Here is an 18,437-nt window from a genome sequence, read left to right on the forward strand (position 1 = left end):
CCAGACAAATCCTTGACATTTGCCCTCGTGGTTCAAGGCAGTGACGAAGCCGACGAAGGCGACGAAGATGACGAAGGCGACGAGGACAACGAAGGCGACGAAGGCGACGAGATCTCCGATACCGGCGGCGATCGCGGCACCGACGAAGGCGACGAAGGCGATGAGGACGACGAGGGCGACGAAAACAACGAAGCCGACGAGGGCGACGAGTACGACGAAGGCGACGAAGGCGCAATCTTGCAACTCAATGGCGATGCCTCTGACCCGGGCAGCTTCGTGTATTTTTCGACCCAGGAGGGCAACGAAGGCAACGAAGGTGACGAGCACGACGAAGGCAACGAGGCCGACGAAGGCGACGAGGGCGACGAGATAGCCGAGTTCTTTGGCGACGAAGGCAACGAAGGTCAGGAGCGCGACGAGAACAACGAAGGCGACGAAGGCGACGAAGACAACGAAGGTGACGAAGCAGACGAAGGTGACGAAGGCAACGAATCCGACGAAGACGACGAGGACGACGAAGGCGACGAAGGCGACGACTCGGACGCCTCCTTTGACCAGAGCGACGAAGGCGACGAGGCCGACGAGTCCGACGAAGATGACGAGGGCGATGAAACCTCGGGCTTCGGCGATGGTGACGAGGGCGACGAAGGTAACGAGGACAACGAGGGCGACGAGGACGACGAGGGCGACGAAGCCAACGAGAACGACGAAAATAACGAAGGCGACGAGCACAACGAAGGCAACGAGGAGCTGAGCCAAGCCAACGAGGGCGACGAAGGCAACGAGGACGACGAAGGCAACGAACTCGACGAAGGCGACGAGGCCGACGAGGGCGACGAAGGCAACGAGGACGACGAAGGCAACGAGCACGACGAGGGCAACGAGGGCAACGAGGACAACGAAGGCGACGAGGACAACGAAGGCGACGAAGGCGACGAGGGCGACGAAGGCGACGAGGCCGACGAAGGCGACGAGAACGACGAAGGCAACGAAGATGACGAAGGCGACGAAGGCAGTGGCTTCGAAGTAGGCAACGAAGGCGACGAGGGCGACGAAGGCAACGAAGGCGACGAAGCCAACGAAGGCAACGAAAACGACGAAGGCAACGAAGACAACGAAGGCAACGAAGGCAACGAGGACGACGAAGGCGACGAAGACGACGAGGGTGACGAAGACGACGAAGCCAACGAGGGCAACGAAGGCGACGAAGGCAACGAAGGCGACGAGGGTAACGAGGGCAACGAAGGTAACGAAGCCAACGAAGCCGACGAAGGCGACGAGGACAACGAAGGCGACGAGGTGGCTGGCGACGGCGACGAGGGCAACGAAGACGACGAGGACGACGAAAACAACGAGGAGGATGAGGGCGACGAGGGCGACGAGGGCCTCGAGGCGGGCGACGAAGGCGACGAAGGCAACGAGGACAACGAAGGCAACGAGGACAACGAAGGCAACGAAAACGACGAAGGCAACGAGGACGACGAGGGCGACGAAGGTATTGAAGGGGACGAGGACGACGAGAACGACGAAGGCGACGAAGGCAACGAAGCCGACGAGGGCGACGAAAATGACGAAGGCGACGAGGAAGACGAGATCGCAGACGGCCTGACCGAGCAATTCGGATCGGACGAGGGAGACGAAGGCGACGAAGGCGACGAGGACGACGAGGGAGACGAAGGCGACGAAGGCAACGAAGGCGACGAAGGCGACGAAGCCAACGAAGGCGATGACCCGGAGGAAAGCAGCGAAAGCGATGAGGGCGACGAAGGCAACGAGGGCGACGAGGGTGATGAAGGCGACGAAGGGCTGAGTTTCGGCACCGAAGGCGACGAAGGTGACGAGAATGACGAAGGAGACGAGAACAACGAAGGCGACGAAGGCGATGAGGACGACGAGGGCGACGAAGCCAACGAAGGCGACGAGGGCGACGAAGCCAACGAAGACGATGAGGACGACGAGGAAAACGAAGGCGACGAAGTCGCGCCCCCCGACGGTGACGAGGGCAACGAAGGTGACGAGAACGACGAGGACGACGAAGGCAGCGACGACGAAAACGCCGACAGCGGCAACGAGGGCGACGAGAACAACGAGGACGACGAGAACAACGAGGACGACGAAGGCGACGAAGGCGACGAAGGCGACGAGGACAACGAAGGCGACGAGGGCAACGAGGACAACGAGGGCGACGAGGGCGAAGACGTCGAGCTCTTCGAGTGACGCCGTTGGGCAGGCGCGGCACGCCGCGCTTGCCCGACCTGAGTGTCTAGTAGACCCTCGGGTGTGAGGGTGGGCCGGTTATCACCGCAAATGCTGTGAATGTCGGGGGGCAGATAGGGAAACCCTGTTTTTGGCCACGGAATCATGCACTCTTGACCCCGTACTCCCTGAGGTCAGGAGCCGTTGTGATGCCCCGGAGCCAGAGACGCCTTGCCACGCGAACTCGGACCTACGAAGCGACGTTCATGTGCAGTCACATGGCGGAACGCTTTTCATTCACACGGCTCGACACCCGAGCATCCGACACATCCCCTGTTCGAAGAGGCCGCCATGACACACGCATCTACGATGCCGTTGATCCTTCGTCGCAGGACCAGATTGCTCTCCGAGTCGAAACCGACCAATTGAAAGACGTCCTTGCCGATGTCGTCGCCAATCACCGACAGGCCAGAAAGGTCTTCGGCTTTACGTGTGCTCATGACTGCTTCTCTTTCTGCTTCGGGTAACCCTCTCAGGTTAACCCACCGGGGGAAGCAGCCGGTTCATCCCATTCGGAGACATGATCCGACGCTATCGCTCGCACTTGCAGCAATGCGAACGCCAAAATTATTAGCCGCGCCGCAGGGAGAAAAGCGGCCATTCGTGACGACCGCAGCGAGTTTCGGGGCATCGATGTCCGAGTTGCGGACAGAGCGGTCATACTGAAATTCTCCGGAGCTGACTCGAATTGTGGTAAGATACGTTCAAGAACAGACGACTTGGGGGAGGAAGCCGTGAAAATCAGACTGCTGAACGAGAACTTGGTTTCTGACATGTGCTGGCTCGCCGAATGGGGATTTTCGGCTTGGATTGACTACAACGATACGAAGATAATCTTTGATGCCGGCTGGTCGGACGTGTGGTGCCGGAATGCTGAGACCGCAAAGCTTGACTTGGACACGGCGGATGTAATCGCCCTTTCACATTTTCACAGTGACCATTCCCGGGGCCTGCTGTTCCATCCCTTTTCGCAAAAGAAGAAACTAATCGTCCACCCAAGGGCACTGTTGGCTATGCTGGACCCATTCATCGAGCCGCCTGATCGTCATCTTCCACACAACTATAATGAAATAGAACAGAAGATCCGGTCAGATTTTGAGATCGTGGAGGCCGCGGAACCCCTTGAGTTTGCGCCAGGTGCATTTTTCCTCGGCGAAATCCCACGGGTCGTCCCTTTTGAACGCGGGTATTACTATGAAGATCCTATGCCTGATGACACCGCGCTGGCGTTTCGAACCGAAAACGGGTGCGTAGTTGTAACCGGGTGTTCACATAGCGGGATTTGCAACATCTGCACACACGCCAAGGACGTCACAGGTCAGTCGCTTCATGCCGTCATCGGTGGTTTCCATCTGGTCAATCCCGAGAAGCCCGCAGTGGACGAGACAATTGAATGGTTCAGGTCCGAGAATATTCCGCGATTATTGCCTGTTCATTGTGTTTCCTTCGACATCCAGGCCCGCCTTCAGACGGAATTTGGCTACGACCGCCCTGGCGCAGGTTCGTTGATCGAGTTGTAGACTTCAAGTTTCTGCCTTGGGCTCTTTGCCGCCTTGCGGCGATGCAGCGGGTCGAGGTTTGACCGCGCTCCCAAAGCAGCCATTTCCAGCGCGTAGGTTACAATAACTTTTCAGCAGGTTGGCCTGAAGCGCTGACCTTCGGCGATTGGAAGCGGCTGCTGACCCTAGCGAAATATCCTCTCTCTCCTGGCCGCCCGAGCTTCGGTTTTGCGCTCTTTGATGGGATCACTGCCGGATCGTGCCATTTTGCGCAACCGGTCTGCCTGTTTGCGTGCTTCGGCGAAAGACAACGCCGGGGCGCCGCCTAATCCTATCTCTCGCCGTCTGCCATGAACGGTAACGCGCAACACCCATTGTGCTCCGCCATCAGGGCGCTTGATCAACCAGAGGCCAGCTCCGTCGCAGTGTTTCCCTGCCGGTAGGGACTTGATGCTCTGGGCTGAAAGCCTATCGATCGCCCGCATTTCATGCCCCCCTCTTTATCCACCCTTTGATACAGGAACACTATGGATCAAACAAAACGACTTGAGAGGTCAGGTTCTTGAAGATATGGGGGGTGCGGTTGGGTTAAGGTTGCAAAAGATCATAAAAACAAGCTGTTAGCTCCGTGTGGAGGCACCATCCCAGCACAAGATATCAAGTACTTGCCCCGAACCTGCGGGTCGCACCCCGATGTTGCCGGGATGCAACCGGCGCGCGGTCATCAGGCGATGGCCCGCGATCGCCCGGCATTGCGACCCGAGAAGATGCAGCCGCCAAGGAACGTGCCTTCGAGCGCGTTGTAGCCGTGATAGCCGCCGCCGCCGAATCCCGCCACCTCTCCGGCGGCAAAGAGGCCCGGCACCACCTGGCCATCGGTACCCAGCATCTGGCCATCCAGATTGGTATGCAACCCGCCCAGCGTCTTGCGGGTCAGCATATGCAGGCGCACCGCGATCAGCGGGCCGTTGACGGGGTCAAGGAACTTGTGGGGCTTGGCTGTGCGGATCAGCCGGTCGCCGCGATAATTGCGCGCGGCGTGGATCGCCATGATCTGCGCGTCCTTGGTGAAGGGGTTGTCCATCTGCGCATCGCGCGCTTCGATCTGGGCGCGCAGGTGATCCTCGTCAATCGCCACCTCGCCCAGCTGGTTCATGCCGCGCACCAGCTCGCTCAGGCTGTGGGCGACAACGAAATCCTCGCCATGCTCCTTGAAGGCTTCGACCGGGGCGGTGGCGGATTTGCCCGACAGGATGCGCTGGCGGATCACCTCGGACCATTTGCCCGAGGTGAAATCGGGGTTCTGCTCGGACCCTGACAGGGCGAATTCCTTCTTGATCACCTTCTGGGTCAGCAGGAACCAGCTGTAATCATGGCCGGTCTTCAGGATCTCGCGCAGGGTGGTCAGCGTGTCGAACCCGGGCAGGCAGGGCGGCGCCAGCCGGTTGCCGCGCGCGTCGAACCACATCGACGAGGGGCCGGGCAGGATGCGGATGCCGTGGTCGGGCCAGATCGGATCCCAGTTGCGCACGCCTTCGGTGTAATGCCACATCCGGTCGCCGTTGATCACATGGCCGCCCGCGCGTTCCGAAATCGCGATCATCCGGCCATCAACATGGAACGGCACGCCTGCCACCATGTTCCGGGGCGGCTCTCCCAGCCGGTCGCGTGGCCAGGCCTTGCGCACCAGGTCGAAATTGCCCCCGATCCCGCCCGAGGTGACCAGGATCGAGGGGGCGTAAACCTCGAACTCGCCGATCTCGTCGCGATTGGTCTTTTGCCCGCGTTGGGCGGTGTCCGGGGCCAGTACCTCGCCCGAAACCCCGGTCGCAGCACCGTGCTGCATGATGATATGGCTGACCTGATGGCGAAACCGCAGCTCGATCCGGCCGGCTGCCACGTGGTCCTGCATCCGGCGCAGAAAGTGCTCCAGCACGCCTGGACCGGTGCCCCAGGTGATGTGAAAGCGCGGCACCGAATTGCCATGCCCATCGGCATAGGACCCGCCGCGTTCGGCCCAGCCCACCACCGGGAACCAGCGCAGGCCCATCGTGTGCAGCCAGGGCCGCATCTCGCCAGCGGCGAATTCCACATAGGCCTCGGCCCATTTGCGCGGCCAGGTGTCTTCCGCGCGGTCGAACTGCGCGCTGCCCAGCCAGTCGCGCAGGGCCAGATCGGCGCTGTCGCGGATGCCCATGCGGCGCTGTTCGGGAGTGTCGACCATGAAAAGACCACCCAGCGACCAGAAGGCCTGGCCGCCCAGGAAACTCTCGGGTTCCTGGTCCAGCAGGATCACCCGCTTGCCCCGGTCGCCCAGTTCGGCGGCGGCAACCAGCCCGGCCAGCCCGCTGCCCACGATGATCGCATCGGCGGTATTCGCGCCCATATCCATCCTCCCTTGTCCCGGTTTAAGCCTAGGACGGGGGCGGGCCAGCAGGCAACGGCGCCGTTGGGTCAGCCGTAGCGCTGGGCAAAGCGGCGCAGGATCTCGCCGGGGGCCGTAACCTCGGCCGAATGGCACAGCCTGATCAGCCGCGCGGCATCCTCGGGCGGGAAATAGCCGTGATCCTTGTAGATCCGGATGCGCTGTTCGAAATCATGCGCATCCGCCTCGGGGTGGAACTGGGTGGCATAGACATTCTCGCCCCAGCGGATCATCTGAAAGGGGCAGGGGTCCGAGGCGACCAGATGGGTACAGCCCGGCGGCAGCGCCTGCACCGCCTCCTTGTGGCCTACATAGGCGTCAAAGACAGGCGGCAGGCCAGCGGTCAGCGGATCGCTCGCGCCGCTTTCGGTCAGCGAGCATGTCGAGGGGCCGACCGGCTCGCCATAGCGCGCCTTGCTGACCGCGCCGCCCAGATGCGCCGCCAGCACGCCCAGCCCATAGCAACACCCCATGAAGGGATGATCGGCACCGGTGATCTGCGGCATCAGCCCCATGATCGCCGCCTCGATCCGCGTTTCGGCCGCGGGTTTGGTGGCGGGGTCGTCGCTGACACAGCCGGGGCCGCCACCAACGATGACGCCCGCGTAATCGGTCACATCCAACCCCTCGGGCAGGTCCTCGCAATCCAGCCGGATGCGGTGTACCCGCTCCGGCCCGATCCCGCATTTGTCGAGGATCGAGGCGAACTCGGCGTCAGCAGCATCGGTTTCGGGGCGCAGTTGCAGGATCAGAAAGCGTTTCATGGCGCTTCGTCTAACGTGCGGCGCTCCTCCGGGCAAGCGCGCCATCCGCAGAGGGCGAAGCGAGGCTCTGCCTCGCGCTCCGGAGTATTTCGGGCGGAATGAAGAGAGCAGGCCCTGCTGCTTCTTTCTGGTCGGAAATACTCCGGGGGAGTCGCCCGGAACGGGCGGCGGGGGCAGCGCCCCCTGCCTTGGGCGTGTTTATAGCGCCGCCATCACCTCGTCGGAGGCTTCGAAATTGGTGGTCACTCGTTGAACGTCGTCGTCATCTTCCAGCGCATCGACCAGCTTCATCAGCTTTTGCATCGCTTCGAGGTCAAGCTCAGTGGTGGTCGAGGGTTTCCAGACCAGCTTGGTCGAGTCCGATTCGCCCAACTCGGCCTCGAGCGCGTTCGATACCTCGTTCAGGTCGGTATCTGCGCAATAGATGATGTGGCCCTCGTCCGAGCTTTCCACGTCCTCGGCGCCGGCTTCGATCGCGGCCATCATCACCGTGTCGGCATCGCCGACCTCGGCGGGATAGATGACCTCGCCCTTGCGCTCGAACATGAAGCCCACCGATCCGGTCTCGCCCAGGTTGCCGCCATGCTTGGTGAAGGTCGAGCGCACGTTCGACGCGGTGCGGTTGCGGTTGTCGGTCATCGCCTCGACAATCACCGCCACGCCATTGGGGCCATAGCCCTCATAGCGGATTTCCTCATAAGCATCGCCATCGCCGCCGATCGCCTTCTTGATCGCGCGCTCGATATTGTCCTTGGGCATCGACTGCGATTTGGCTTCCTTGATCGCCAGGCGCAGGCGCGGGTTCTTGTCCGGGTCCGGGTCGCCCATCTTGGCCGCAACCGTGATCTCCTTGGAGAACTTCGAGAACAGCTTTGACCGCGCTGCGTCCTGCCGTCCCTTGCGGTGCTGAATGTTTGCCCATTTGGAATGGCCGGCCATGATGTCCTCGTCGCTGGTTGCTGGTTGGCGCCCATATAGACAAGGAGAAGGGGCGGGATCAAGGGAGCCGGTTGCAGGCCGCGCGGCGCCCTCTATGCTGACGCCATGACGATTGACCAGATCCTGCTTTTCGCCCTTTTCGCCGCCGTCTTTGCTCTGCTGCTCTGGGGGCGGTTCCGCTATGATCTGGTGGCGTTTTCCGCGTTGCTGACCGGGGTCGTGCTGGGGCTGGTCCCGGTCAAGGATGCGTTTTCAGGCTTTGGCCATCCCGCCACCATCGTGGTGGCGCTGGTGCTGGTGGTGTCCGCGGGGCTGGTGCGTTCGGGCGCGGTGTTCCTGATCACCCGCACGCTGGTCGATGCCTCGCGCGGGCTTGGCGCTCATATCGCTCTTATGGGCGGGATCGGCGCGGTGCTCTCGGCCTTCATGAACAACGTGGCGGCGCTGGCGCTCTTGATGCCGGTCGATATTCAGACCGCGCGCAAGGCGGGGCGCGCGGCGGCGCTGACGCTGATGCCCTTGTCCTTTGCCACCATCCTGGGCGGCATGGTCACGCTGATCGGCACGCCGCCCAACATCATCATCGCCTCGATCCGGGCCGAGGCGCTGGGCGAGCCGTATCGCATGTTCGATTTCGCCCCTGTTGGCGGCGCGGCGGCGCTGGCTGGTCTGATCTTTGTGGCGCTGATCGGCTGGCGCCTGATCCCGACGCGCGGCGGTGGTGCCGCCGAGGCGGCCGAGGCGCTGGCTGAATATATCGCCGAACTGACGGTGCCAGAAGAGTCGCCCCATATCGGCAAACGCCTGGCAGAACTGGATGCCGAGGCGGAAAAGGCCGACGTGGCGATCCTGGGCCTGATCCGCGACGGCAAGCGCCGCTATGGTCGCGCCGCCAACACCATCCTGGCCGCTGGCGATACGCTGGTGATCGAGGCCACGCCCGAGGCGCTGGACGAGTTTCGCGCCGCGCTCAGCTTCGATTTCTCGGACAAGGAGCGGCAGCAGGCGCTGACGGCCGCGGGTGAGGGGCTGGACGTGCTCGAGGTGGTGGTGACCGACGGTGCCCGCATCGCCGGGCGCACCGCGCAGGGGCTGGGCCTCAGCTGGCGGCAGAACACGGTGCTGATGGGCATCTCGCGTCAGGGCACCCGGATCACCCAGCACATTCGCCGGACCGAGGTGCAGCCGGGCGATATCCTGCTTCTGCTCTGCCCGCGCGACCGGGGGCCGGATGTGACCGAGTGGCTGGGCTGCCTGCCACTGGCCACGCGGGGTCTGAGCGTGACGGCCAATGACAAGACATGGCTGGCCATCGGCCTGTTTGGCGCGGCGGTGCTGGCGGCCTCGGTCGGGCTTCTCTACCTGCCGGTGGCGCTGGGGCTGGTGGTGGTGGCCTATGTGCTGACCGGCATCCTGCCGATTGCCGAGCTATACGACCATATCGAATGGCCGGTGGTGGTGCTTTTGGGCTCGATGATCCCGCTGGGCGCTGCGCTCGAGGCCTCGGGCGGGACCCAGCTGATCGCGGGCGGGCTGGTGACACTGACCGAGGGCTGGCCGGCCTGGGCGATCCTGACGGTGCTGATGGTGGTGACGATGACCCTGTCGGATGTGCTCAACAACACCGCGACGACCATTGTTGCCGCACCGGTGGGCATCCAGATGGCCAATGCGCTGGGCGTCTCGCCCGACCCGTTCCTGATGGCGGTGGCCGTGGCGGCCTCGGCGGCGTTCCTGACCCCGATCGGACACAAGAACAATACGCTGATCCTCGGTCCGGGTGGCTATCATTTCGGCGATTACTGGCGGATGGGCCTGCCGCTCGAGATACTGATCGTGGCGGTCACCATCCCGGCCATCCTGCTGTTCTGGCCGATGTGACCGGATCGGGAGCTGGTGACGGAAAATTGCAAATTTTCCGACCCGTTTTCCGTGCCGGAAAACGGCACCGCTACTCGGCGAAGCTGGCGATCTCACTCAGCGGCTTCTTGATCTTGGCTACCTCGGGCACGGTCGCGTCCTCTGCCGGGTGACCCACCGCGATGATCATCGTGGGTTTCTCGGAGGCGGGCCGCCCCAGCGCGTCGTTGAGGAACCGCATCGGGTTGGGCGTATGGGTCAGTGCGCACAGCCCCGCATGATGCAGTGCCGCCAGCAGGAATCCGGTGGCGATATTCACGCTCTCGGGCACGTAATAGTTCTTGTAGCGGGTGCCATCGTCGAACTGGCCCCAGCGCTGGGCAAAGACCACGATCAACCAGGGCGCGTCCGTCAGATGCTCTTTCACCGCATTGGTTCCGATCGGCTCCAGCGCCTTGATCCACTCATCTCCCGCGCCGCCCGCGTAGAACCGCCGCTCCTCCTCCTCGGCCTCCTCCCGGATCCGCGCCTTCAACTCCTGATCGGCCACCGCTACGAAATGCCAGGGTTGGTGATTGGCGCCCGAAGGTGCGGTGCCCGCCGTTCGCAGGCACGACTCGATCACCGCGCGCGGCACCGGCCGGTTCGAGTAATTGCGTACCGTGTGGCGCCGACGCATGGTGTCGTGAAATGCCTCTGCCGCCGCCAGCATCTGGGCATCGGTCAATTCGGTCCGGTCGGGAAGCGGAATGGCGCGATAGCTGAGTTGGGTGCGGGTAAACATGGTTTCTCCTTGTCCGGCACTTCTTTATCCGGTGCGCTCAACCAGGGATCAAGCCCAGGCTTGCGGCCTGTCGGACCGCGCGGGTGAGTGGGGCAAGCGCAGGCGTCAATACCCGGCTTACCTGCCAGGACAGCGGTACATCCAGCGGCTGGTGAGGGATTAGCGGTACCAGGTCGCCGTGGTCGATATGCTTTCGGACCAACGCGCGCGGGTTCATTCCCCATCCCATAGCTGCCAGCGCGGCATCGACGAAGCCCTGCGAGGAGGGAAGGAAATGCGTAGGGGGTGCCAGTTGCATCCCGGTCTGCGCTTCGATCCAGCGCTGTTGCAATTGGTCCTTGGCATTGAATGTCAGGCAGGGCGCGAGAGACAGCGCCTCGGGTGTGACCCCGCCCGCGAACCACTGTTTCATGAAGCGAGGGCTGGCCGTCGCGATATAACGCAGCGCGCCTAACGGATGAGCGTCGCAGCCCGGAATCGGTCTGCCGTGGGCTGTGATCGCTGCGCTGACCTCGCCGCGCCGCAGCCATTCGGCGGAATGGTCCTGATCGTCGATAACCAGATCGAACAACACGCCCTTGACGCCAAACATCGCCTCCAGAAACCAGGTTGCCAGGCTGTCCGCATTGACCGCGATCCGGACCCTTACCGGCCCGGCACCCTGGTCGAGGGCAAGGTCGCGGCTCACTTGCGCCTCCAGCAAACCCACATCCTCGGCATGTCGCGCCAGCCGCAGACCGGCGGCTGTGCCCGTTGCGGGTGGACCGCGATGGATCAGCACCAGGCCCACTTTCTCCTCGAGCGCGCGAATGCGCTGGGACACTGCCGATGGTGTGACCGAGAGCGCTCCGGCGGCGGCCTCGAAACTGCCCAGCCGCAGGATGGCGGCCAGTGCGGCAAGCTGTTGCGGGTCGAACTGCATTAGAGTTCCTAATTCAGGCTAACAATCTTTAACTGGAGTAAACCTGCGCCGCTCTCTAGTCAAACCTGGCAACCTCACGGGAATCCGCCCCATGTCCTCTGCCATTGTCGCCGGCTTTGCCCTTGGTTTCGGCCTGATCCTTGCTATCGGGGCGCAGAACGCCTTTGTCCTGCGGCAGGGGCTGCGGCGTCAGCATGTCTTTGCTGTCTGCATGACCTGTGCGCTGTCGGACGCGGTGCTGATCACCGCGGGCGTGGCCGGGTTCGGAGGGCTGGCCACGGCCGTGCCCTGGTTCGAGCCGCTGATGCGCTATGGCGGGGCGGCTTTCCTGATCTGGTACGGTGCGCGCAGCCTGTTTGCGGCACTGACCAAGACCGAGGCGCTGATGACCGGCGACGATGCCCGCAGCGGCGGAGGAGCCGCCCTGCGCCCGGTGCTGCTGACAGTGTTGGCCTTCACCTGGCTCAACCCGCATGTCTATCTGGATACCGTTGTGCTGATCGGCTCGATCTCGGCGCAATATGGCGACAGGCTCGGCTTTGGGCTTGGCGCTGTTCTGGCCAGTTTCACCTTCTTCTTCTCGCTTGGTTACGGGGCACGTCTACTCGCGCCGGTCTTTGCACGCCCCCGCGCCTGGCAGGTGCTTGACACGGTGATCGCCCTGACCATGTGGACCATCGCGGCCAAGCTGCTGCTGATGTGACCGGGCAATCGCGGGTGGTTCGCATGTGAAGGGTTGCCCCGGCGCAGGAATGGGTGTTCAACCCTGATATGCCTCTGCCCGAGACCCCAGACTCCCGTCCGCTGGCTGGCATCCTCTGGATGCTGGCGGCGGGACTGTGCTTTGTGGTGATGACCGCGCTGGTCAAGTCGATGGGGCAGGGCATGCACCCGATCCAGTCGGCCTTTCTGCGCTATCTGCTGGGCATCGTCTTTGTGCTGCCCGCGCTGCGCAGCCTGCTGGCGGCGCGGCTGACCCGGCGCCACTGGACCATGTTCGGCCTGCGCGGGGCCATCCATGCGGTGGGGGTGATGCTGTGGTTCTTTGCCATGACCCGCATCCCGCTGGCCGAGGTCACCGCGATGAACTATCTCACCCCGGTCTATGTCAGTCTCGGCGCGGCCCTGTTCCTGGGCGAGACGCTGGCGGCACGAAGGATCACCGCCATCTTCGTGGCGCTGATCGGCGCCGCGATCATCCTGCGTCCCGGTTTTCGAGAGATCTCGCCGGGCCATCTGGCGATGCTCGGGACCACGCTGACGCTGGGCGGCTCTTATCTGCTGGCCAAGGCGGCGGTCGAGGATCTCAGCCCTGCCGTGGTGGTGGCGCATCTGTCGATCTGGGTCACGGTAGCGATGATCCCCTTTGCGGTGGCGGTCTGGCAGACCCCAAGCTGGCAACAGCTGGGGGTGCTGTTCGCCATAGCCAGTTTTGCCACTGCCGGGCATTACTTCATGACCCTCGCACTCAAGGCGGCGCCGGTGGCGGTGACCCAGCCGGTTACCTTCCTGCAACTGATCTGGGCCACCTTGCTGGGCGCGCTGGTCTTTGGCGAGGGGGTCGATATCTGGGTGGTTGCGGGCGGCACTTTGATCCTCGCCTCGGTCAGTTTCATCACCTGGCGCGAGGCGGTGCTGAAACGACGCCCGATCACCCCGCCCAGCATCGCGCCCAAGCTTTGAGCCGCTTGCACGATTGCCCGACAATTGCATTGGCTCGGGCGCGAAAGAAGGAGGGCGCATGAAACGCGCGATTGCCATTCTTTGCCTGTTGCTGGCGCCCGGAACGGCGCAAGCTGGGCTGGAGATCTGCAACGACACGCCGGTTGTGCAATCGGTGGCGCTCGCCTTTCGTGGCGGCGAGGACTGGGTCAGCCAGGGTTGGTATGTGTTCGCACCGGATCAATGCCAGACCGTGCTGGAGGGCGATCTGACCAATCGCTATTATTACGTGACCGCGCTGGCCGAGGGGTGGGTGTTTGACCACCATGACATCGCCTTTTGCGTCAAGCAGGGTGTCTTTGACATTGTCGGCGCCGAAAACTGTCGGGAACGCGACCTTGTCACCAACTTGTTTCGCGAGGTTGATACCGGCCCCACGGCGACCGGTTTCCGGTTAGAGCTGTCACCTCTGGTTCGACTTGCCGATGATTGATTGACGCGTCAATAAAAACTCCCTAGCGTTTTCTGGAATCCATTGGCGCTGAGGAGAGGGCATGCCGAAAATCGGAATGGAACCGATCAGGCGCGACGCGATCGTCAAGGCGACGATAGCAGAACTGGGCGTGCAGAAAAGCCTCGATGTCACCGTCAGCCAGATCGCCCGCCGGGCGGGCATGTCGAGCGCGCTGGCGCATCACTATTTCGGTGGCAAGGACCAGATCTTTCTGGCCGCCATGCGTCATATCCTGACCGAATTCGGTGATGAGGCGCGGGCCGAGATGAAGGCCAGCACGCCAGCCGACCGGCCGCAAGCCATTGTGCGGGCCTGTTTCGCGCATTCCTGTTTCACCCCGGATGTGATTGCAGCATGGATGACCTTCTACGTGTTGTCGCAGACCAACGCTGACGCGTTGCGCCTGTGGCGCATCTATCAGTCGCGGCTGTATTCCAATCTGGTTCATGCCCTGCGCCCTGTGGTGCGCAATCCGGGGGAGGTTGCCAGTGATATCCGGGCGCTGATCGACGGGCTCTACATCCAGGCCGCGCTGGGCGCACCCGGAGAGCCCGACCTTGCCTGCGCCCACGCTTTGCGTGTTCTTGAGACCCTGATCGAGGCTGGTAAATGACCCAACCCAATATCCTGATCCTGATGGTGGATCAGCTCAACGGTACCCTCTTTCCCGACGGTCCCGCCGACTGGCTGCATGCGCCCAACCTGAAACGGCTGGCCGCGCGGTCGACCCGCTTCGCCAATGCCTATACCGCCAGCCCGCTTTGCGCGCCGGGGCGGGCCAGCTTCATGTCCGGCCAGTTGCCGTCGCGCACCGGGGTCTATGATAATGCCGCCGAGTTCCGCAGCGATATTCCGACCTATGCTCATCACCTGCGCCGCGCGGGCTATTACACCTGCCTGTCGGGCAAGATGCATTTCGTCGGCCCCGACCAACTGCACGGGTTCGAGGAGCGGCTGACCACCGATATCTACCCGGCCGATTTCGGCTGGACGCCAGATTATCGCAAACCGGGCGAGCGCATCGACTGGTGGTATCACAACATGGGGTCGGTCACCGGCGCGGGCGTGGCCGAGATCACCAACCAGATGGAATATGACGACGAGGTCGCCTATCACGCCAAGGCCAAGCTTTACGATCTGGCGCGCGGCAAGGACGGTCGCCCCTGGTGCGTCACTGTCAGCTTCACCCATCCGCATGACCCCTATGTGGCGCGGCGCAAATACTGGGATCTCTACGAGGAGTGCGAGCACCTGCTGCCCGAGGTGGGCGATCTGGGCTATGAAAATCACGACCCGCATGCCAAGCGCATCTTCGACGCCAATGATTGGCGCAATTTCAACATCACCGAGGATGACATCCGCAAGTCGCGCCGGGCCTATTTCGCCAATATCTCCTATCTCGACGACAAGGTGGGTGAGATCCTCGAGGTGCTGGAAACCACCCGGCAAGAGGCGATCATCCTCTTTGTCTCGGATCACGGCGACATGCTGGGCGAGCGGGGCTTGTGGTTCAAGATGAACTTCTACGAAGGCTCTGCCCGGGTGCCGCTGATGGTGGCCGCGCCGGGCATGGCCTCGGGGCGCATCGACACGCCGGTCTCGACCATCGACGTGACCCCGACGCTGGGCGAACTGGCCGGTGTGGACATGGCCGAAATCGCGCCCTGGACCGATGGCACCAGCCTAGTGTCGCTAGCCAACGGCACCGAGCGTACCGCGCCGGTGCTGATGGAATACGCCGCCGAGGCCTCTTATGCGCCGCTGGTTTCGATGCGGTACGGCAAATGGAAGTACAACCGCTGCGCGCTTGACCCCGACCAGCTTTTCGATCTGGACGCTGACCCGCATGAGATGACCAACCTCGCCGATCACCCCGACCATCAGGGCACGGTACAGAGCCTGCGCGCCAAATCCCATGCCCGTTGGGACCTTGACCGCTTCGATGCCGAAGTGCGCGCCAGCCAGGCCCGCCGCTGGGTGGTCTACGAGGCGCTGCGCCAGGGCGGATATTACCCCTGGGACTACCAGCCGCTGCAAAAGGCCTCGGAACGCTATATGCGCAACCACATGAACCTGGATAATCTGGAGGAAAGCCAGAGGTTCCCGAGGGGGGAGTAGCTGTTTCCCCTAATGGTACCCTGGCAGCGACGGAAATGATCATGGCCCCGATTCTTCCACGCCTTGCCAGGCGGTTTTACAGCGCTCAAGCCGTTCGCTTCGCACATGCAAATCAGGTTATGATCGGGTAAACTCCTGTTCCAAAAGAGGGGGATCATGACCACATCAGAACACATCGCCGCGTTGACCGCGCTTGTCGAAACCTACGTGATGGCGATGACCCGTGGCGACCGGCCCGCGCTGAAGCGGATATTCTTCGACCGGGCCAGTGAGGTGGGCCATTACGAAGGAGAGCTGCTCTGGAACTCCCGCGACGCTTTCATCGCCATGTGCGAGGACGCGGCTGACGCGGTAACCGATCCGTTCTGGGCGATCAGCTCAGTTTCGGTGCAGGGGGACATCGCGATGGTCCATGTCGAAAACGACTGGGCCGGCATGCGCTTTGACGATTTCCTTACGCTGCTGTTGCACGATGGCAGTTGGCGCATCGTGTCGAAAATCTATCGCATCCGCTGAATGGCCCGGATTGCCGGACGTTAGCCGTTCAGCAAAGCCTCGACCTCGGCCACGCTTGCCGCACCCTTCAGCAGGGTGAAATCGCCGCGCTCCAGCATGGCGCGGGTGCCGTCCAGAAGGATCTGTTGCGTCACCCGGGCCAGGCCGCCGCCAATCGAGATCCGGGCAACCCCCAGCGCGCCCATCTGTTCAGTCGTCAGATCCCGCGTTTCCCCCGCCGCCAGCAGGTTGACCGGCGTCCCGGTGGCCACCAGCGCCCGGGTGGTATCGGCATCGACAAGCGGCGCATAGATCACATCCGCACCCGCCCGGGCAAAGGCTAGGCACCGGCGCAAGGCCTCGGCCTGATCATAGTTTCGCATCAGCCAGCCATCCGCGCGCGCCGTCAGCACGATGCCCGCCGCGCGGGCGGCGGCCACCGCCGCCTCGATCCGGGCCAGGGCGAGGTCGAAGGGGTACGATCCCTTGGACGGCATTTCGGTATCCTCGACCGAAACCCCGGCCAGCCCCGCCTCCGCCGCCAGACGTACCGTCTCGGCCACGGTGTCGGGGCTGTCGCCGAACCCGTTCTCGAAATCGCCATTCACCGGCACATCGACGGCGGCGCAGATATCGGCGGCATGCTGAAGCGCGACCTCGCGCTTGATCTGCCCGCCATCCGCCAGACCCAGGGTAAAGCCATGTCCGGACGATGTCGTCGCCAGCGCGCGCGCGCCCAGACCTGCCATGACCTTGGCCGACCCGATATCCCACGGGTTCGGCATCACCAGAGGATCACCCGGGACGTGCAAGGCCCGGAAACGTTCAGTCAGTTCTTCGCGGCGCATGATGGCACTCCTCATTGATCTGGCGGCCCGATGAGCATATCGGCCTCGGGCGCAAAAGGAACGGCAATCCTGCGATGACGCGCGCGCCTGTCACCGCCGGTCCAGCAACAGTTCCGTCAAGGCCCGCGCATCGGCCCGCGCCATCGCCGCATCCGGTGCCGCCCCCCCCTGCGCCGCTTCGATCCAGATGCCGTCCATATAGGCTTGGATGCTGCTCTGGACCCATCCGCGTGTGGCTTCGGGCAGTAGTGCACGCAATTCGTGCCGCAGGTTCGAGGCGACCCGCGCCCGGTTGATCCGGTGCAGCCGCGACAGGCTGCTGGTATAGGGTGCGTTGGCCCAGAATTGCACCCAGACCGAACATTGGGCGGGCGTGAACAGCGTATCGTCGAAATTGGCCTCGACAATGGCCAGCAGCCGCTGGCGCGGTGTTCGTGCCTCGGCCAGTCGGGTCAGCAATGCCGTGTGCAGGATCGACAGAAGACGGCGCATCGTTTCCTCCATCAGCCGGTCCTTGGACCCGAAGTAATAGTTGATCGACGCCGCCGAGGCCCCGGCCTCGCCCGCGATCTCGGCCATGGTGACCGAGCCGAATCCCCTGTGATGCAACGACCGGATCGCAGCGGCGACCAACTCGTCATTGCGGATGTCCCGAATGCGTTTGCGTCTCATGTGGCCATATTGGTCAATCGGCCAAAGGGTTCAAGTTTAAAGGATTATCGAAAAACCTGAATGGCAATACAAGTTTTGGTTCTTTTGGTCAGGTTATTGTGCTAATTTCCCGCATCATTCGACCCGGCCCCGAGGAGAGGGCGGGCGTGACCCCAGGGAGGGACCATGATCCTTAATTCGATCTTGAGCTTTGGGCTGCTGCTGACCTTTGGTCTGGTGGCCTTTTGCGTCATCAAATGGCGCGATGTGGACTGTATCGGCCCGACGCCGGTGCATCTGTTCACCTTCATTGCGATCCTGTTCACATCCGGTCTGGATGTCGGTTTGATCATGTTCCCGCTCGCTGAATTCGGCGGTTATGCCGACGATCCGGCCTATGCCTTTGCCAACCCTCTGGCGATTGAGTTCGGGTTCTGGGGCTTTCTGATCTGGGCCTTCTATTTCCTGACCGCCTTCTATTTTTGCGTGATCGAACCGCGCGTCGGCTTTTTCGAGATCCCGCTGGTGAAACTGATCAACAACATCGTCATCATCGGCACCTGCGCCTTTACCGCCAGCCTGTTCCTGATCTACCTGCCCGGCTACATTCCCGAGATCGGCGATGGCGAGACGGTGGTGCCCGCCTTCTACGTCATCGTGTTCCTGACCATTCTGGCAGCGGCTTATTCCTCTACCGATC

General features: G+C 62.8%; 18 protein-coding genes and 1 pseudogene. 10 read left to right on the forward strand and 9 right to left on the reverse strand.

Annotated elements, in window-relative coordinates:
• Window positions 1–2,217 (forward strand): hypothetical protein (locus AC2FL1_RS21615; RefSeq protein WP_496878281.1); only part of this gene is annotated, 2,217 nt, incomplete at its 5' end.
• A gap of 272 nt (window positions 2,218–2,489) precedes the next feature.
• Here AC2FL1_RS21615 and AC2FL1_RS21620 read toward each other — a convergent pair.
• Window positions 2,490–2,696, reverse strand: a complete 207-nt coding sequence (locus tag AC2FL1_RS21620) for a hypothetical protein (RefSeq protein WP_496825020.1) — start codon at window positions 2,694–2,696, stop codon at window positions 2,490–2,492.
• Window positions 2,697–2,990: 294 nt separating this feature from the next.
• Here AC2FL1_RS21620 and AC2FL1_RS21625 point away from each other — a divergent pair, with 294 nt between their 5' ends.
• Complete coding sequence (locus AC2FL1_RS21625; RefSeq protein ID WP_496878282.1) at window positions 2,991–3,776, forward strand: MBL fold metallo-hydrolase; 786 nt, start codon at window positions 2,991–2,993, stop codon at window positions 3,774–3,776.
• A 164-nt stretch (window positions 3,777–3,940) separates the two neighbouring features.
• Here the strand turns inward: AC2FL1_RS21625 and AC2FL1_RS21630 are convergent, their stop codons facing one another.
• From AC2FL1_RS21630 to AC2FL1_RS21645, 4 genes are all read right to left on the reverse strand, one after another.
• Window positions 3,941–4,240 carry an Arm DNA-binding domain-containing protein gene (locus tag AC2FL1_RS21630; protein WP_496878283.1) on the reverse strand — a complete coding sequence of 100 codons (300 nt, stop codon included), beginning with the start codon at window positions 4,238–4,240 and terminating at the stop codon, window positions 3,941–3,943.
• A gap of 239 nt (window positions 4,241–4,479) precedes the next feature.
• On the reverse strand, window positions 4,480–6,141 hold the full coding sequence (locus tag AC2FL1_RS21635; protein WP_496878284.1) for an FAD-binding dehydrogenase: 1,662 nt from the start codon (window positions 6,139–6,141) through the stop codon (window positions 4,480–4,482).
• 68 nt (window positions 6,142–6,209) lie between these two features.
• Complete coding sequence (locus AC2FL1_RS21640; RefSeq protein WP_496878285.1) at window positions 6,210–6,944, reverse strand: glutamine amidotransferase; 735 nt, start codon at window positions 6,942–6,944, stop codon at window positions 6,210–6,212.
• 198 nt (window positions 6,945–7,142) lie between these two features.
• The gene (locus AC2FL1_RS21645) at window positions 7,143–7,883 is read right to left on the reverse strand and encodes a YebC/PmpR family DNA-binding transcriptional regulator (RefSeq protein ID WP_496878286.1); all 741 of its coding nucleotides are present in this window, start codon (window positions 7,881–7,883) and stop codon (window positions 7,143–7,145) included.
• A 105-nt stretch (window positions 7,884–7,988) separates the two neighbouring features.
• Between AC2FL1_RS21645 and AC2FL1_RS21650 the strand changes: the two genes are divergently transcribed.
• Window positions 7,989–9,764: an SLC13 family permease gene (locus AC2FL1_RS21650; protein ID WP_496878287.1), complete on the forward strand. Its 1,776-nt coding sequence runs from the start codon at window positions 7,989–7,991 to the stop codon at window positions 9,762–9,764.
• A gap of 70 nt (window positions 9,765–9,834) precedes the next feature.
• Here AC2FL1_RS21650 and AC2FL1_RS21655 read toward each other — a convergent pair whose 3' ends face one another.
• Both AC2FL1_RS21655 and AC2FL1_RS21660 read right to left on the reverse strand, forming a co-directional pair.
• On the reverse strand, window positions 9,835–10,527 hold the full coding sequence (locus AC2FL1_RS21655) for a nitroreductase family protein (RefSeq protein ID WP_496825014.1): 693 nt from the start codon (window positions 10,525–10,527) through the stop codon (window positions 9,835–9,837).
• Window positions 10,528–10,564: 37 nt separating this feature from the next.
• Window positions 10,565–11,449, reverse strand: coding sequence for a LysR family transcriptional regulator ArgP (locus tag AC2FL1_RS21660; protein ID WP_496878288.1), 885 nt, complete (start codon window positions 11,447–11,449; stop codon window positions 10,565–10,567).
• 91 nt (window positions 11,450–11,540) lie between these two features.
• On the opposite strand from AC2FL1_RS21660, the gene AC2FL1_RS21665 reads away from it, so the two are divergent.
• From AC2FL1_RS21665 to AC2FL1_RS21690, 6 genes are all read left to right on the forward strand, one after another.
• Window positions 11,541–12,152, forward strand: coding sequence for a LysE/ArgO family amino acid transporter (locus AC2FL1_RS21665; RefSeq protein ID WP_496825012.1), 612 nt, complete (start codon window positions 11,541–11,543; stop codon window positions 12,150–12,152).
• A gap of 68 nt (window positions 12,153–12,220) precedes the next feature.
• Complete coding sequence (locus AC2FL1_RS21670; protein WP_496878289.1) at window positions 12,221–13,132, forward strand: DMT family transporter; 912 nt, start codon at window positions 12,221–12,223, stop codon at window positions 13,130–13,132.
• Between the two features lie 58 nt (window positions 13,133–13,190).
• Window positions 13,191–13,604 carry a DUF1036 domain-containing protein gene (locus tag AC2FL1_RS21675; RefSeq protein ID WP_496878290.1) on the forward strand — a complete coding sequence of 138 codons (414 nt, stop codon included), beginning with the start codon at window positions 13,191–13,193 and terminating at the stop codon, window positions 13,602–13,604.
• Between the two features lie 61 nt (window positions 13,605–13,665).
• The gene (gene betI, locus AC2FL1_RS21680; protein ID WP_496878291.1) at window positions 13,666–14,238 is read left to right on the forward strand and encodes a choline-binding transcriptional repressor BetI; all 573 of its coding nucleotides are present in this window, start codon (window positions 13,666–13,668) and stop codon (window positions 14,236–14,238) included.
• The gene (betC, locus tag AC2FL1_RS21685) at window positions 14,235–15,743 is read left to right on the forward strand and encodes a choline-sulfatase (protein ID WP_496878292.1); all 1,509 of its coding nucleotides are present in this window, start codon (window positions 14,235–14,237) and stop codon (window positions 15,741–15,743) included. The genes betI (AC2FL1_RS21680) and betC overlap by 4 nt, the downstream gene beginning before the upstream one ends.
• A 156-nt stretch (window positions 15,744–15,899) precedes the next feature.
• Entirely contained in the window at window positions 15,900–16,259 is a 360-nt protein-coding gene (locus AC2FL1_RS21690; RefSeq protein ID WP_496878293.1) for a nuclear transport factor 2 family protein, read from the forward strand.
• Between the two features lie 20 nt (window positions 16,260–16,279).
• On the opposite strand, the gene AC2FL1_RS21695 is transcribed toward AC2FL1_RS21690, so the two are convergent.
• Both AC2FL1_RS21695 and betI (AC2FL1_RS21700) read right to left on the reverse strand, forming a co-directional pair.
• A complete protein-coding gene (locus AC2FL1_RS21695) occupies window positions 16,280–17,086 on the reverse strand; it encodes an isocitrate lyase/PEP mutase family protein (RefSeq protein WP_496878294.1) in 807 nt (268 codons plus the stop codon).
• Between the two features lie 90 nt (window positions 17,087–17,176).
• Window positions 17,177–17,758: a choline-binding transcriptional repressor BetI gene (gene betI / locus AC2FL1_RS21700; RefSeq protein ID WP_496825006.1), complete on the reverse strand. Its 582-nt coding sequence runs from the start codon at window positions 17,756–17,758 to the stop codon at window positions 17,177–17,179.
• A gap of 165 nt (window positions 17,759–17,923) precedes the next feature.
• Between betI (AC2FL1_RS21700) and AC2FL1_RS21705 the strand changes: the two are divergent.
• Window positions 17,924–18,437 (forward strand): annotated as a pseudogene (locus tag AC2FL1_RS21705) (BCCT family transporter); the annotation flags it as partial.

This window comes from Ruegeria sp. YKSF070 (genome assembly GCF_059612725.1).

Coding starts and splice junctions, on each gene's coding strand:
- AC2FL1_RS21620 (WP_496825020.1), bottom strand. CDS start 2,696: ATGAGCACACGTAAAGCCGAAGACCTTTCTGGCCTGTCGGTGATTGGC.
- AC2FL1_RS21630 (WP_496878283.1), bottom strand. CDS start 4,240: ATGCGGGCGATCGATAGGCTTTCAGCCCAGAGCATCAAGTCCCTACCG.
- AC2FL1_RS21690 (WP_496878293.1), top strand. CDS start 15,900: ATGACCACATCAGAACACATCGCCGCGTTGACCGCGCTTGTCGAAACC.
- AC2FL1_RS21645 (WP_496878286.1), bottom strand. CDS start 7,883: ATGGCCGGCCATTCCAAATGGGCAAACATTCAGCACCGCAAGGGACGG.
- AC2FL1_RS21660 (WP_496878288.1), bottom strand. CDS start 11,449: ATGCAGTTCGACCCGCAACAGCTTGCCGCACTGGCCGCCATCCTGCGG.
- AC2FL1_RS21650 (WP_496878287.1), top strand. CDS start 7,989: ATGACGATTGACCAGATCCTGCTTTTCGCCCTTTTCGCCGCCGTCTTT.
- betI (WP_496825006.1), bottom strand. CDS start 17,758: ATGAGACGCAAACGCATTCGGGACATCCGCAATGACGAGTTGGTCGCC.
- AC2FL1_RS21635 (WP_496878284.1), bottom strand. CDS start 6,141: ATGGGCGCGAATACCGCCGATGCGATCATCGTGGGCAGCGGGCTGGCC.
- betC (WP_496878292.1), top strand. CDS start 14,235: ATGACCCAACCCAATATCCTGATCCTGATGGTGGATCAGCTCAACGGT.
- AC2FL1_RS21670 (WP_496878289.1), top strand. CDS start 12,221: ATGCCTCTGCCCGAGACCCCAGACTCCCGTCCGCTGGCTGGCATCCTC.
- betI (WP_496878291.1), top strand. CDS start 13,666: ATGCCGAAAATCGGAATGGAACCGATCAGGCGCGACGCGATCGTCAAG.
- AC2FL1_RS21675 (WP_496878290.1), top strand. CDS start 13,191: ATGAAACGCGCGATTGCCATTCTTTGCCTGTTGCTGGCGCCCGGAACG.
- AC2FL1_RS21640 (WP_496878285.1), bottom strand. CDS start 6,944: ATGAAACGCTTTCTGATCCTGCAACTGCGCCCCGAAACCGATGCTGCT.
- AC2FL1_RS21655 (WP_496825014.1), bottom strand. CDS start 10,527: ATGTTTACCCGCACCCAACTCAGCTATCGCGCCATTCCGCTTCCCGAC.
- AC2FL1_RS21695 (WP_496878294.1), bottom strand. CDS start 17,086: ATGCGCCGCGAAGAACTGACTGAACGTTTCCGGGCCTTGCACGTCCCG.
- AC2FL1_RS21665 (WP_496825012.1), top strand. CDS start 11,541: ATGTCCTCTGCCATTGTCGCCGGCTTTGCCCTTGGTTTCGGCCTGATC.